General features: G+C 62.3%; 11 protein-coding genes. 6 read left to right on the top strand and 5 right to left on the bottom strand.

What is annotated here, in order from left to right:
• Positions 1-378, top strand: a 378-nt coding sequence (locus tag HMPREF2559_RS09970; RefSeq protein ID WP_148138810.1) for an HNH endonuclease signature motif containing protein, incomplete at its 5' end; no start/stop codon positions are given.
• Positions 379-444: 66 nt separating this feature from the next.
• Here HMPREF2559_RS09970 and HMPREF2559_RS09965 read toward each other — a convergent pair.
• Complete coding sequence (locus tag HMPREF2559_RS09965) at positions 445-1,008, bottom strand: TetR/AcrR family transcriptional regulator (RefSeq protein WP_066488207.1); 564 nt, start codon at positions 1,006-1,008, stop codon at positions 445-447.
• A gap of 161 nt (positions 1,009-1,169) precedes the next feature.
• Complete coding sequence (can, locus tag HMPREF2559_RS09960; RefSeq protein WP_210386308.1) at positions 1,170-3,983, bottom strand: aconitate hydratase; 2,814 nt, start codon at positions 3,981-3,983, stop codon at positions 1,170-1,172.
• 335 nt (positions 3,984-4,318) lie between these two features.
• Here can and HMPREF2559_RS09955 point away from each other — a divergent pair, with 335 nt between their 5' ends.
• The 3 genes from HMPREF2559_RS09955 to HMPREF2559_RS09945 all read left to right on the top strand — a co-directional run bounded on the left by HMPREF2559_RS09955 (position 4,319) and on the right by HMPREF2559_RS09945 (position 9,557).
• The gene (locus HMPREF2559_RS09955; RefSeq protein ID WP_066488211.1) at positions 4,319-4,786 is read left to right on the top strand and encodes an Rv1476 family membrane protein; all 468 of its coding nucleotides are present in this window, start codon (positions 4,319-4,321) and stop codon (positions 4,784-4,786) included.
• A 1,656-nt stretch (positions 4,787-6,442) separates the two neighbouring features.
• The gene (locus HMPREF2559_RS09950; RefSeq protein ID WP_231725052.1) at positions 6,443-8,308 is read left to right on the top strand and encodes a DIP1281 family NlpC/P60 protein; all 1,866 of its coding nucleotides are present in this window, start codon (positions 6,443-6,445) and stop codon (positions 8,306-8,308) included.
• 181 nt (positions 8,309-8,489) lie between these two features.
• Positions 8,490-9,557 (top strand): ferrochelatase, encoded by a 1,068-nt coding sequence (locus tag HMPREF2559_RS09945; protein ID WP_070540569.1) that lies wholly within the window; start codon positions 8,490-8,492, stop codon positions 9,555-9,557.
• Positions 9,558-9,634: 77 nt separating this feature from the next.
• On the opposite strand, the gene HMPREF2559_RS09940 is transcribed toward HMPREF2559_RS09945, so the two are convergent.
• Positions 9,635-10,402, bottom strand: a complete 768-nt coding sequence (locus HMPREF2559_RS09940) for a hypothetical protein (protein WP_066488217.1) — start codon at positions 10,400-10,402, stop codon at positions 9,635-9,637.
• 34 nt (positions 10,403-10,436) lie between these two features.
• On the opposite strand from HMPREF2559_RS09940, the gene HMPREF2559_RS09935 reads away from it, so the two are divergent.
• The gene (locus HMPREF2559_RS09935; protein ID WP_070540566.1) at positions 10,437-11,285 is read left to right on the top strand and encodes a DUF3097 domain-containing protein; all 849 of its coding nucleotides are present in this window, start codon (positions 10,437-10,439) and stop codon (positions 11,283-11,285) included.
• On the opposite strand, the gene HMPREF2559_RS09930 is transcribed toward HMPREF2559_RS09935, so the two are convergent.
• Together HMPREF2559_RS09930 and HMPREF2559_RS09925 are read right to left on the bottom strand one after the other, a co-directional pair.
• On the bottom strand, positions 11,282-11,881 hold the full coding sequence (locus HMPREF2559_RS09930) for a DNA-binding protein (protein ID WP_066488225.1): 600 nt from the start codon (positions 11,879-11,881) through the stop codon (positions 11,282-11,284). The two genes, HMPREF2559_RS09935 and HMPREF2559_RS09930, sit on opposite strands and share 4 nt — an antisense overlap.
• Positions 11,882-11,945: 64 nt before the next feature.
• Positions 11,946-12,668 carry a TVP38/TMEM64 family protein gene (locus HMPREF2559_RS09925; protein ID WP_070540563.1) on the bottom strand — a complete coding sequence of 241 codons (723 nt, stop codon included), beginning with the start codon at positions 12,666-12,668 and terminating at the stop codon, positions 11,946-11,948.
• A gap of 239 nt (positions 12,669-12,907) precedes the next feature.
• Between HMPREF2559_RS09925 and HMPREF2559_RS09920 the strand changes: the two genes are divergently transcribed.
• Positions 12,908-14,449, top strand: a complete 1,542-nt coding sequence (locus tag HMPREF2559_RS09920) for a molybdopterin-dependent oxidoreductase (RefSeq protein ID WP_070540559.1) — start codon at positions 12,908-12,910, stop codon at positions 14,447-14,449.
• Positions 14,450-14,512: the final 63 nt, after the last annotated feature.

Below are 14,512 nucleotides of genomic sequence, written 5' to 3'. Positions count from 1 at the left end.
ACAGACGGCACGTGGCGCACCGGCGCAGAACTCATGGAAGAACTCCTCGCCGGGGTGGGACTTGCCACGATTGTCAACGCGCGCAACGAGCCGATGAAGCAATACCGCCTCAAACGCTACTTCACCCAAGCCCAACGCGACATGATAGCGGCGGTCCAGCACACGTGTATGGATCCGGACTGTAAGATTCCGTTCTCGATGTGCCAGGCCGACCACCTCAAAGCCTGGGCGAAAGGCGGGGAGACCAACCTAGACAACATCCTCATGCTGTGCGAATACCACAACATGAAAAAGAGAGACGGCGACGTCTACTACAAAGGCAACGACGGCAGGATTTACAAACGCCGCGAATTCGGACCCGACGTGCCGTGTAACTAGCGCCAAGACGCGAAAGACCCGCTCCCTACGAGGGGAAGCGGGCTACTCGGCGTGCTTTACGACGTTTTAGCGCCGCGCACGAATCGTTTGCTCCACAATCGACAGGACTTCTTCAAGACCTGCTTGGTCACCGCGCGCCAGGCGGGAGATGAAGCCGTCCATGAACGTCTCGAGGTACACCACGAGCGTTTCGATATCGACGTCATCACGCATGCGGCCTTCTTCGCGGTTGGTCTGCAAGCGTGCCCGCACTGCGTCATCAAGGATTTGTTGCTGATCCTTCCACCGGGCACGGAAGCTCGGGTCCGTGCGCAGCATGGACGTGATTTCCAGACGAGTAGCGAGCCAGTCATGGCGCTCAGGGTGCGTGAGCATGTCGCGCATCACCTCAACAAGACCGTTGTTCGCAACCGTCTCGGCCTGGCGGGCAGCATCCTCGCGCGCGAGCGCCAGGAACAACGACTCTTTGTCGCCAAAGTGATGGAAGATAGCGCCGCGGGACTTGCCAGTCGCCTCCTCCAGAAGGCGAACGGTCGCTCCCTCGTAGCCGTGCTGCGCAAAGCACCGGCGGGCGCCCACCAGGATGTCTTGGCGCCTGCGATTGAGTTCGTCGTCGCTAACTATAGGCATAGCCGACTCACGCTCGCTTCCTACAAGTTCAAAAGTTTAAGGAATGAAAGGACGACAAAGGGGCCTTCGTGACCATCGTGCGATGGCCACGCGGCCCCTTCATCTACGTCGGTGTCGCGCACGCCCCACGCTAGGGCAGGGGTGCACGGCGATGGAAGACCTTAGGCCTTGACCATCTGGCGCAGGACGTACTGCAGAATGCCACCGTGGCGGTAGTAGTCAGCCTCACCAGGCGTGTCGATGCGGACGGTCGCGTCGAACTCGACCTTCTCGCCAGACTCCTTGGTGGCGGTGACGTGAACCGTCTTTGGTGTGTTGCCGTTGTTCAGTTCCGTGATGCCCTCGATGTCGAAGGTCTCGGTGCCGTCCAGGCCCAGCGACTCGTGGGACTCGCCAGCCGGGAACTGCAGCGGGATAACACCCATGCCGATGAGGTTCGAGCGGTGAATACGCTCGAAGGACTCGGTGATGACGGCCTTGACGCCGAGGAGGATGGTGCCCTTTGCAGCCCAGTCACGGGACGAACCGGTGCCGTACTCCTTACCAGCCAGGACGACCAGCGGAATGTCCGCGGCCTTGTAGTTCTGGCAGGCGTCGAAGATGAAGGCCTGCGGTGCGCCGTCCTGGGTGAAGTCACGGGTGTAGCCACCGGTGACGTCAACCAGCTGGTTAGCCAGGCGGATGTTGGCGAAGGTACCACGCATCATGACCTCGTGGTTACCACGACGGGAACCGAGGGAGTTGTAGTCCTTGCGGGCAACACCGTGCTCGTCGAGGTACTGCGCAGCCGGTGTGCCCGGCTTGATGGCGGAAGCGGGGGAGATGTGGTCGGTCGTGACCGAGTCGCCCAGCTTAGCCAGAACGCGAGCGCCGTGGATGTCCTCAACCGGGGCCGGCTCAGCTGGCATACCGTCGAAGTACGGAGCCTTGCGGATGTAGGTGGAGTCCTCATCCCACTCGAAGCGGCCGCCTTCCGGAACCTCCAGGTTGCGCCATGCCTCGGAGCCCTTGTAGACGTCCGCGTAATCCTTCTCGTACATCTCGCGGGAGATGGCCTGCTGGATGGTGTCCTCGATCTCCTGGGAGGAGGGCCAGATGTCCTTGAGGAAGACATCGTTGCCGTCCTGGTCCTGGCCGAGCGGCTGGGTCTCGAAGTCGAAGTCGAGAGTACCGGCGATGGCGTACGCGATGACCATGATCGGGGATGCAAGGTAGTTCATCTTGACATCCGGGGAGATACGGCCTTCGAAGTTACGGTTACCGGACAGGACTGCTGTGGCAGCCAGGTCGTTGTCGTTGATGGCGTCCGAGATCTCCTGCGGCAGCGGACCGGAGTTACCGATGCAGGACGTGCAGCCGAAGCCGGAGAGGTAGAAGCCCATGGCCTCGAGGTCCTTCCAGAGGTCGGCGCGCTGGAAGTAGCCGTCGACAACCTGGGAGCCCGGAGCACAGATGGTCTTCACCCACGGCTTGGACTTCAGGCCCTTGGCAGCAGCCTTGCGGGCGATGAGGCCGGCACCGACCATGACGGACGGGTTCGAGGTGTTGGTGCAGGAGGTGATGGAGGCGATGGCCACCATACCGTGATCCAGCGTGTACTCGCCGCCGTTCGGGGAGGAGACGATGACCGGGTTGGACTGGCGGCCGACATTGCCCTTGGCTGCAGACTCGCCGTGGCCCTCGCGGGACTTGTTGAGACCGCCGGTGACGTCCTCGAGCGTCTGGTCGCCGCCCTCGGCGCCCATGCGCTTGGCCTCAACAGTGGACTCGTCGACCACAACGTCGCCGGTGGCATAGGTCGGCAGGTCCTTACGGAACTGCTCCTTTGCCTCGGAGAGGAGGATGCGGTCCTGCGGGCGCTTCGGGCCAGCGATGGACGGGACGACGGTGCCGAGGTCGAGCTCGAGGTACTCGGAGTACTTGGCCTCGGGAGCATCCTGCTCGAGCCACATGCCCTGAGCCTTAGCGTAAGCCTCGACGCGGTCGATCTGCTCCTGCGGGCGGCCGGTGAGGGTCAGGTACTTGATGGTCTCTTCGTCGATCGGGAAGATAGCGGCGGTGGAGCCGAACTCCGGCGACATGTTACCGATGGTGGCGCGGTTGGCCAGCGGCACGGACTTGACACCGTTGCCGTAGAACTCGACAAACTTCTGGACAACGCCGTGCTGGCGCAGCATCTCGGTGATGGTGAGAACGACGTCGGTAGCGGTAACGCCCACCGGAATCTCGCCGGTGAGCTTGAAGCCGACAACGCGCGGGATGAGCATGGAGACCGGCTGGCCGAGCATGGCAGCCTCGGCCTCGATGCCGCCAACGCCCCAGCCCAGGATGCCCAGGCCGTTTTCCATGGTGGTGTGGGAGTCGGTACCAATACAGGTATCCGGGTATGCCAGACCGTCGTTGTCGAAGACGACGCGGGAGAGGTACTCGATGTTGACCTGGTGGACAATACCGGTTCCCGGGGGCACGACCTTGAAGTTGGAGAAGTTCTCAGAACCCCAGCGCAGGAACTGGTAGCGCTCGCGGTTGCGCTCGAACTCGATCTCGACGTTCTTCTCCAGAGCCTCGGAGGAGCCAAATGCCTCGGTAATGACGGAGTGGTCAATGACCATCTCAGCCGGGTTGAGCGGGTTAACCTGCTCCGGCTTGCCGCCGAGGGCAACGATGGCCTCACGCATGGTGGCGAGGTCGACCACACAGGGAACGCCGGTGAAGTCCTGCATGAGGACGCGGGCCGGGGTGAACTGGATTTCGGTGTCCGGTTCTGCGTCCGGGTTCCAGTTGGCGAGGGCGTTGATGTGATCCTTGGTTACGTTCTTGCCATCCTCGTAGCGCAGCTGGTTCTCAGCAAGCACCTTGAGGGAGTACGGCAGCTTCTCCAGGCCCTCAACCGCGTTGATGTCAAAGTATTCGTAAGACTTTCCGTTGACATCAAGGGTCTTCTTGGCACCGAAGGAGTTCAGGCTTTCAGTCACAGGGAGCTCCATTCCTTGTTTGTTGAACAGTATGTTCTTGTGAGGCTCTTAAATCGCTCACGATCATTCCGCACTAGTGGAAGGAGTAGCGCTGGGGACAGCGCGCTCCGGGCGCGGATCGACCGAACTGGCGTCTTAAGAAGAACGCGAACGTTCACCCCTCAATACTAGACGGGCGAAGATTCGCCTGGGGGCAACTATAACAGTACGTCCGTTCTGTTTTCATGTTTTCACACTCTTCCGCGCGTCATCCCCGCTCCAATGGGGGTAATCAGGTTAAGTAGAGGGTATCGCGGGCACACCACACACCCCGCTCCCATATATAAGGAGAAAAAGTGATCCCGCCCGACGCAGATATCGCCGACCTCTCGCAGCAGCTTCTCGAGGATTCGGTGGCGTACTCCAACGTGGGGCTCGCCAGCGATCCGGCTCTGCAAGCATCTGTATCCGGCGCGCTGCAGCCCGGGGAAGGGATAGCGGTCGTCGATATCTATCCCGATAAGTTCGCCGATCTCCGCGATCTTGCACAGGCACTCAAAGAAGCCTCCGATCTCGACACTGTCATCGTCCAGGCGCCCCAAGGCATTTCAGCCGTGAGCGACTCTCACTCACGCGCCGCCCTGGAATCCGCGCAACAGGCGGTGGCACCGGGACTCGATCAGGTCACGGCTCTGAACCAGCTTCACGCCCATCTCGGCGCCGCCACCATGCCCGCGGAGTGGCTTATCCTCGGGCTCGCCATCACCGCACTAGCCGGCGCCGCCACGGTCTTCATTCGCGCCAGATCTTCCAAAAAGGTCTAGTTACTCTTTCGCGCCCGCCCGCTTGCCGATGCCCCCATCCCACATCTTGCTCACTCGGCACCGTCCCGCCGCGTTCGACGGCCGGGGAATAGCGCGACACCATATGCCGCCACTCGCGTGCGGGACCGTCTCCGCGCAACACGTGCTAAGAGCTATCTACGGTCCGACACCTCACTCCGGCAGGCCGAGTCGCCAACGTCCAGCCCGCGCTGCGTGCCCGCGTCAAAACGTATCCCTCCCCACATAGTCGCATAAATATTTCCTAAACCCATGAACCCACGGAGCACCCCTTGAGGAGTGATACTCAACCCTCCACATGTTGGTCGGAATTCCCGACGGAAGCCGCTCGAAGAGGGCTCACTCCAGCTCCGCCGTGCTCGACCGCCTGGGCTCGTGCGCACATCTCCAACTTGGAACCATGCCGCGACACCCACGCCCATCTCGTGACAATCTCAGACCGAATCCACGGCATTCACTGCAACGGTTCCAGGACGTCATACTCCAGTCCGCTGCCACTCGCTCTGCACACACCAGGAGAGGGGAGGAGGGGTCGGAGTCAACCACTAGGGGTTGACGCTACTGCACGTTTGCCGTCAGAAGTGGTTCACTTCTTGCATAGCGTCGCGGATGGCGCCATCTCGGCAAGCGTCGAGAGTGTTACGGTACATTCGACGATCGTGACCAGAGTCACATAACGAATTGGTATCGAGATCATTGCAGGTTGAACTCACCCGTGGGTCATGGGGCGCTCCTTGACGCATGTGGCAAATGGGCAAGTAGGTGTACTGGACCCTGCAAGTGACTTATGCTTTAGGAGTCAACTCGAGAGTTGATTTCTATCTCAGCTACCGCGAGAGGGACATCCAGACCCAATATCGACAACGCACGGGCATGTGGGGAAGCAGGCCGAGAGCGTCACGAAGTTCGATGGGGAAGGACCCGCACGGGGTGGAGGAGCAGGAGTCGCTTGACAGTTGGCAGCACTGTGTTCGTTTAAGTTCTTCTATTCAGAAACACGCATCTGTGTGACTGGGGCGAGGATGCGACCACGGCGAGCCACATCGGGCAGCGTGTTCCACGCGCCTGGGCGTCCAACCCCGCGGGGAAGGCCGTCTGGGGCCCGGCTCTGGCATACCGTGACTGCATTCCCGCAACTCCACGAGTCCGGTTACTTGCACCGCCACGCGCGGAGCGTGGTCAACCGGAAGGAGAATGCAGACGATGGCGGATGCTCGCATACCTTCTGGAAGGTCGTGCCCCACGGGCACTCCCAGCGTTTGCAGCCCTGAAATGGTCTGCAGCCGGGAGTCACTCCGAGGCAAAGGTCTACCAGATATCCCGACGGGAGTTTCTCCCCGCCGGGGCACTCGCATACGGCGGGAGAGTTGGTCCTCGATGACCGTCGAGGCGCTCTGTCGCCGGCGTGAGCATAGGTGTGTGACATCCTCGTCACTGCTGCGTCTCCTGGGCCCCGGGCATTCCTATGTCTTGTGCGAATTGACATAGGGTGCCGAGGGCTTGGCTCGTGGTGCGTATCTCGCAGTCCTTGTGGGCTTGCGGGAGTCTCAGCCATACCCGACGCCGGGATCGGCGCGCCTTTATCCGTCAGTGCGGGCGCGTTCAAGGCGAGGGTAAGGTGCGTAGAGGAGTTACCTCGTGGCCACCACCTTGACGGCCGACACGCGTCGGCGTTCCATCGGCGGGCGTTTCCGCCTGCGTTCCTACCTCGCCGCTGCTGCATGCACGGCGAGCTTGTCTACCATTGCTCCGATGACTCCTGCCGTCGCGCAGGAGAAGTCGCTCACCATCGAAGACCTCACGGCCGCCTTCAAGGGCGGGAAGGGCTCCATTGCTGACCTTGCTGGCGCCATCGCCGGAGTCCAGGGCGAGATTGCCCGCTTGGAGGCAGAAATCGGCCAGCGTCGCGAGGACGTTAACCGCGCCCTCGTCGATCTCCAGGACGCTCGCACCGAGCTGGCGCAAGCCAAGCGCGGAACTTCCACGGCGCGCACGCAGCTTGATGATGCGCAGTCCGCCGTGGAGAAGGCACAAGAGCGCCTCAACGAACTGTCGCGCACGGCGTACCGTCGCTCGGCTGCCTCGGATTCCGTGACCACCGCCGCTGGCGGTGACGCACGCGAAAAGATGCTGGAGCGCCAGTCTTACCTGCGCTCGCAGGCGGACTCCCAGAAGGAAGTCGTCGATCAGCTCGAGCGGGAGCGCACCGAGAAGGCCAACAAGGAGTCGCAGCTGCGCAAGGCTGAGGAACTCGCGGCAGCCCGCGAGCAGCGCGCGGCAGACGCCGAGGCTCAGGCCCGGGCCATCCTGGGTTCGAGCCAAAGCGCGGTCGAGGAGGCGATGAGCGAACGCTCGACCCTCGTCGCGCAGCAGGAAGAAGCCCAGGCTGCTCTCGATGCCGCCCGCGGCTCCCGCGCCCGCACGACTGTAGGCGCTTCCGGCCCGTCCGCGACGAGCGATACGCAAGCGACGCAAGGTAATCAAGGGGCCAGAGAAAATGTTGGGAACTCCAACGATTCGGCATCCCAGTCCTCGACGGAGGTGTCGACCACCGCGTCGAACTCCAACGCCAATTCTGTGACCACGTCTGCTGCAGGGGAAGGCACGCAGACCGCCGGCACGACAGTCGCCGACGCGGAGCCAACAACCACCGGCACCGCAGACGCTTCCGACACGACGACACAGACCGTCGAGGCGCTAGCGGAAATGAGTTCGCAGAACGCCGCTCAGGGCGGCGCTACCGAGCAGGTCTCCAGCGTTGATGGACAAACACTTGCTGTGGCGGGCGGCGTTTTCGGCGCGGCAGCCGCCATGATTGCGGCCTCACAGCCGGATCACACGGCATTTGCCCAGGGCAGCTCCCTCGACGAGGGACAGCTCTCCGCCATCCAGAACACGCTCACGGCCGTTTCTGACGCGTTTAACGATCAGAACAAAGCCGGGGAGGCTGGCGCGGTGACCAACGCGGCATCGGGAGCAGATAGTGACCTTGTGGGCGACCTGGACGGCGTCCTCGAGTCACTGGATACGACGCAGTCCATCACGGAGAAAGCGACCGCTGCGGTGGCCAGCCAGGGCACCGATGCTCGCATCGAAGCTGTCATCGCGCGTGCGATGTCGCAGGTGGGCACCCCGTATGCATGGGGTGGCGGCGACGCCAACGGCCCAACCAAGGGCATCCGCGACGGCGGTGTGGCCGATAGCTTCGGCGACTACAACAAGGTGGGCTTCGATTGCTCCGGCCTCACGCTCTATGCGTTCTCGGCCGCGGGTATCTCGCTGCCACACTACACCGGCTACCAGTACAACCAGGGCACCAAGGTGGATCCGAGCGAAATGAAGCGCGGCGACCTCATCTTCTACGGTCCGGGCGGCGGCCAGCACGTAGCCATCTACCTGGGCGACGGCACGATGATTGAGGCTCCGGAGTCGGGCGGCACGGTCCAGGTCTCGCCTGTGCGCTATGGCGGCATGGCCCCGTATGCGGTGCGCCTCATCGGCTAAGCCAACTTCTCGCCTTAAGTCCGAAGTCTCGGACGTGTGCGTGGTGAGAACAGAGGAGATACGTCCCCATCATGAGCTAGATCTGCCCTTTCGCCTTGAGTCGCAGATCACGCTGACCAATTTCGGTCCCCATCGTCAAGGCGACCAAGTTCTCCAACCTTTGGTTGGTAGGGTCACTGGTATGACTGACGCACACACTCATGCCGGTGATTATGACGCCCTCCTCGTTCTTTCTTTCGGTGGCCCGGAAGGAAACGAGGAGGTCGTTCCTTTTCTTGAAAACGTCACGCGGGGCCGCGGCATCCCGCGCGAGCGACTCAAGGTCGTGGGCAAGCACTACTTCCACTTCGACGGCGTAAGCCCACTCAATGGCTTAAACCGCGAGCTCATTGCCCATATCGAGGCTGAACTCGCCGCGCGCGGACTGGACCTGCCGGTCTTCTTTGGCAACCGCAACTGGCACCCGTTCGGCACCGAGGCCGTGGACGAGCTCACCGCAGCGGGTAAGACCAACGTCCTGGTCTTCGCCACCTCCGCCTGGGGCGGCTACTCGGCGTGCCTGCAGTACGACGAGGACATCGTCAAGCTGCGCGACTATGTAGCAGAGAAGGGCTACCCGGAGATTCGCTTTACCAAGCTGCGCCAGTTCTTCGACCACCCGAAGTTCATCGCGGAAATGGCCGCTGGAGTGCGCGAAGGCTTTGCCAAGCTGTCCGATGCCCGCCTTGTCTTCACCGCTCATTCCATCCCTACCGCGCACGACGCGGTCGGGGGAGCAGAGGGTGATAAGAACCTCTACTCACGCCAGGTCGCCGAGGCCGCACGTCTCATCGCGGATGCCGCCGGCGTCGAGGACTATGACTTGGTATGGAACTCGCGCTCGGGCAATCCCGCCACGCCGTGGCTCGCGCCCGACGTCGTCGACCACATGGAAGCGCTCGCGGAGCAGGGTGTGAAGCAGCTCGTCGTGTGTCCGGTCGGCTTCATCTCGGACCACATGGAGGTCGTGTGGGACCTCGACACCGAGCTCGTCGCTGCGGCGAAAGAGAAAGGCGTGGAGATCTACCGCACGCGGACCGCGGGGCCGAGCGACGCGTTCTCCTCGATGGTTGTGGACCTCATCGAAGAGCTTTGCGCTGACCGTCAGCCGGAGGGGCTGGGCACCGTCACCGTGCAGGGCTGCACAGTCAATGGCGCACCGTGCGCTGAGGGATGTTGCGATATCTGGAGCCTCCACAAACCTCATTAAGTCAAGTTAAATAAGTTGACCAGCGACGAACGAACCCCTTAAATCAAGTGAAATGACTTGATTTAAGGGGGCTCGCGTCAGCGGCCGAAGTCGGCGACGGCGTAGGCGACGCCGGCCATCCGGGCCTGCCGGATGTGCCGCCACAGGCGGAGCAGCTGCGGGTCGAGCGAGTGATCCTGGAGGCGGTCCGTGACGGTCTCGATGATCGCGGCGACGCGGTCTGCGCGGGCAAAGAGTTTGGCGGCGCGGGGCGGGGTGGCATCGGGGAGCCCGGGCGTGTCGTAGAAGTCGGAGAGGGTGCCGACGGTGAGCCGCGGATTGGGCAAGTCTTTTTTGACATAATCTAGCCCCTCGATGATGCGGGCGGATTCCTCGGTCGCTTGGGCGAGCAATGCGTCAGCCTCGCCGGGGCTCAGCCACGCGGGCGCGGGCAACGGCTGCGTCTCTTCGATGAGCTGCCATTGGGTGTAATTGGGACCTGCATGCGGCACGAGCACGAGATGGACGCTCGGATCGGCGGTGCGCACGACGATGGCGCCGGCGGGGCTCGCGCTGGCTGCGGCGGCGGACGTCGAGCCAGCGGGCAAGGCGGGCGGCTCGCCGGGACCCGAAAGCACGAGGCGGAGGACGGGTTCGCCGGGCCCCTGGCCGAGGAGGGCATCGGTAGCGGCGCGCAGGCGCGCTAAGATGTCGCTGAACGCGGCGGAGCCGTAGGCCTCGGGGTAACCGCCGAGCTCCGTGAGAGCGTCAATGAGCTCGTCCGCGGGTTCGTGGCCGTGGAGCCAGGCTCCCAGCCAGACGGCAGAATTTTGCAGTGGGGACCAGACCTCGGCGCGCATATCCATAACACGGGCAGTGTAGTAGATAGACTGTCCCGCTATGAGCTTTGATTCCCGCGATCCCTATGGTGGAGACATTCTGGCAGGCCACAAACGCACACGCCCCAAGGAGTACCCGGTTGTGCCCGCACAACCGGGCATGGTTGTCGAAGTTGTCGGCGACGACTTCGTCGGTGCCGTGATGGGCGTGGACAAGACCGTTTACGGCCAGGTCATCCGCCTGGAGGACCGACATGGCGTGGAGCGCGTCTTCAACCTCGTGCCGGGCGGATTCCTGCTCGAAGGCCAGCAGGTGACACTTACGCGCTACGTCCCGAAGCAGGCGCCGCGTAAGTCGAACTCTGGCTCGCGTCGCGTGGAGAATGTCGAGGCTAAGGTCATCGCGCCGTCGCGAATCTGGGTCGAGGGTGTGCATGACGCCGCCATCGTGGAGAAGGTCTGGGGCCACGACCTGCGCGTCGAAGGCGTCGCCGTGGAATACCTCGAGGGCCTCGACAACCTGGAGGAACGCCTCGCCGAGTTCCAGCCGGGCCCGGGACGACGCGTGGGCGTGCTCGCTGACCACTTGGTGGAGGGGTCGAAAGAAACGCGCATGACGCAGGCGTTGGGGCCGGACGTTCTCGTTACAGGACACCCGTTCATCGATATTTGGGCGGCGGTGAAACCGGAACGCGTGGGGCTCAAGGCATGGCCTGACGTGCCCTACGGCGAGGACTGGAAGACCGGCATCTGCCAGCGCGTCGGCTGGTCTGATCCCAAGGATGGCTGGCGCCACGTGTATAACGCGGTGCACAGCTTCCGCGATTTGGATTCTTCGCTCATCGGGGCGGTGGAGCGGCTCGTCGACTTCGTGACAACGCCGGAGCTGCGGAAGGAAGACCTGCTCTAGGCTGGCTTATTCGCGCGCTCCATGACGTTGATGGCAAGCTGCCAGCCTGCCATTTCTGCTGCCCAGCCCGCGGCTTGGAGGCGCTGGGACATGGCCTGCTTGGAGATGCCGAGCTCGGCGGCCGCCTCGTTCTGGTTGAGGCCGCCGCGCACGAGGGCCGTGGCCTCGCGACCTTCGATGGTGCGCTTGTGCAGCACGTAGCCGAGCAAGGCAAAGACTGCTGCGATGTCCGAGGCCTCCGATGCGCGGCCGCGCGCACCGATCTTCGCGTAGACCTGCGCCGGGCGTGCGTTCTTGGGCAAGGATGCGGTGGCCGTCGCGCGGGTCGTGGCTTCATCTTCGGCAGCACCAGCGTCAGCACTCGGGGCAAGCGAGGGGGTTACGCCGATACCAATGGCCCAATCACCGTCGGCGAGCAGGGCCATGACGACGTCGCACACGCTGTGTGCAGAGTCAACGATGGCGCAGATGTCTTCGACTCCGAGCATCTCAAACTCGCCGACACCGTCGAGCGTCGCGAGCGCCTCCGCGGAGCGCTGAACGAGCTGGGCGCGGCGCACAGAACGGCCGCGATAACGGGCATGGACGGCAAGCATGATTCCTTGACTTTCTTTCGGGCAGGACGAGAAACTGCGCTTAAGTCTAGTCTTTTGGCTTGATTTAGGGAAGTTCGCGGACGAGCTTAGCGTCGAGCACGAGACCTGCGATGCCGACGGCGGCGAGGACAACGGTGGCTGTGATGGCCCACGGGTTGGGGCCCGTGGTGAGCGTCTCACCAAAGAACACGCCCATAGCCGTGGTAGGGATGGACCCCAGCGCGGTCGCCAGGAGGAACTGCAGGAAGGGCACGGGTGTGAGTGCCGCAGCATAGTTCAAGATAGAGAAGGGCACGCCCGCGACCATGCGCAGGCTCGCGATGGCGAACCACCCGCGGCGCTCCAAGTGCGCGTTGAGCTTGAAGACCGCTGGGTGCATGAGCCGCGGGCGCATCCAGTCTCCGAGCAGGCGCCGCACCACGAGAAAAGAAATTGCCGCGGAGACGGTGAGGGCCGTGAGTGCGAGAAGCAGGCCTTCGACCGGGCCGAAAAGGATTCCGGCGGCGACCGTCCAGATAGTGCGGGGCAAGGGGAATAACGTAAACGTGACGTAACCCAGCCAGAAGACAATGGGGAACCAGGGATCGCAATGTGTCGCCCAGGAACGCAAGGTCGAGAGATCGGGAACGTCCACGAAGACGATAAATGCAACGACAATACCCAGGATGAACACAGCCTGAAGCCAATGTTTCAGGCTCCAGCCTTGAATGGTGCGGGCGGCATCGGCAAGCACGGTGCGCACAAAGTCTGCAAGCTGCCGGAGATAGGGCTGCCGTTCTTTCTTCACGTTCAGTGAGCTTAATCCACACGTCAGGCTGCAGACAGGGTGGCGCGCGGTGGCATATACGAATGTCTACTTGATCACTCAGGTTCCGCTAAATTAGAAGGAAACGTGCTGCTCAGAGCGCTGAGCTTGCCGGCAACTCTGGGTGGCATATTTTTGCTACGGATTTTTTCGTATTTTTTCGCTCGCGTCTGGCAATATAAAACTTATAGCTTTCTCGTTCACCTATCTTAAGGACCCCCATGGATTACATTCTTGCCTTGGGAGACAACCCCGACTATCCCTTGTGGCTGCGCGCGACGCACCTCATCAACTTTATTTTGATGGGCATGCTGTTGCGCTCAGGTTGGGAAATGCTCTCCTCTCTGCCGCGCCTTTGGTGGCGCAACGACTGCGCCCCTGGAACCGAGTGGCTCAAGTTCACCAAGCGTGAGCTGCCGAAGGAAGAGGGCGTGTACACCTCGCTCATGGATGAGAAGTCCATGTCGCCGCTGCTCTCCCTGCCAGGACGCGAAAATATTGGTCTCGGTCGTCACTGGCACGGCCTGTCCGTGATGCTCTGGGTGCTCAACGGGCTGGTGTACGTCATCCTGCTGTTCGCAACCGGCCTGTGGCGTCGCATCGTCCCCACCTCCTGGGACATTATCCCGGAGGCGTGGCACTCGCTGCTTACGTACCTGAGCTTTAAGACCCCCGACCTGGCGCTTTTCGATCCCTACGACGCGTTGCAACAGCTCGCTTATTTTGCAGTCATCTTCCTTATCGCTCCGTTCATGATGATTACGGGTGCGGGCATGTCGCCGGCGCTGCGTGAGAAGTTCCCTCGCTTCTTCAAGTTCTTGGGCGGCCACCAGAAGGCTCGCTCCCTGCACTTCATCGGCATGGTGATGATGTGCATGTTCATCATCATCCACGCCTTCCTCGTCTTCTTTGTCCACCGCGAGCACAACATGGTGCACATGGTCTTCGGCGACGTCACGCCGGAGCGCTACGCCCAGGCGTTTACGACGATGGTCATCACCATCGGCGTGGTCATTATCTTCTGGATCGGCCTGTCCTACTGGACGCTCGCGGACCGCGCCCGCGCACACCGCTTCGTCGTGGCCTTCACCGAGATCGGCCGCAAGATCTTCTTGAACTGGTTGCGCCCGTCCGCAGCGACACAGAAGGTCTACACCGAGCGCGATATTTCCGAGTTCCACTGGACCAACGGCCTGCCGCCTACGAAAGAGGAGTCCCCGGAGTGGACCGCATTCCGCAACAACGACTTCAAGGACTACGTCATCGAGGTCGCCGACGACGTCAACGGTACGTCGAAGACGGTCACGCTCGATGAGCTGCGTGCGCTGCCGCAGCACTCCTTTATTGCGACGCACACCTGTATGCAGGGGTGGTCTGCGACCTCGCGCTGGGAAGGTCCTCTCATGAAGGACGTCCTCGCCCTGCTCGGCGAGCGCCCGGCTGGCGCGCACTACGTCATGGTCGAGTCCTACGGCTTGGCACAGAAGATGTACGATAACCGTCCGCGCGAGCCGTTCTACGCGTGCTTCGACATCGACACGGCCATGGAAGACCACTCCATCCTCGCGATTGCCCGCAATGGTCACCCGGTCGACATTCACCTGGGCGCGCCAGTGCGTGCCCGAGTCGAGTCGAACCATGGCTACAAGGCCGTGAAGTGGGTCTCCAAGATTGCATGGATTGCCGACTACAAGGACATCGGCGACGGTCGCGGTGGCACCCGTGAGGACTCCGCGCTGCAGGCTTTCAACGGCCGCATCTAATATTCGGCCTGCGAATTGACGCCGTTCCCGCTCATAGCGGGGGGCGGCGTCGCCGTCGTTTTC

It is taken from the genome of Corynebacterium sp. HMSC072G08, assembly GCF_001809185.1.
Classification (GTDB): domain Bacteria; phylum Actinomycetota; class Actinomycetes; order Mycobacteriales; family Mycobacteriaceae; genus Corynebacterium; species Corynebacterium phoceense.
This window is presented reverse-complemented; position numbering and strand designations above follow the sequence as displayed.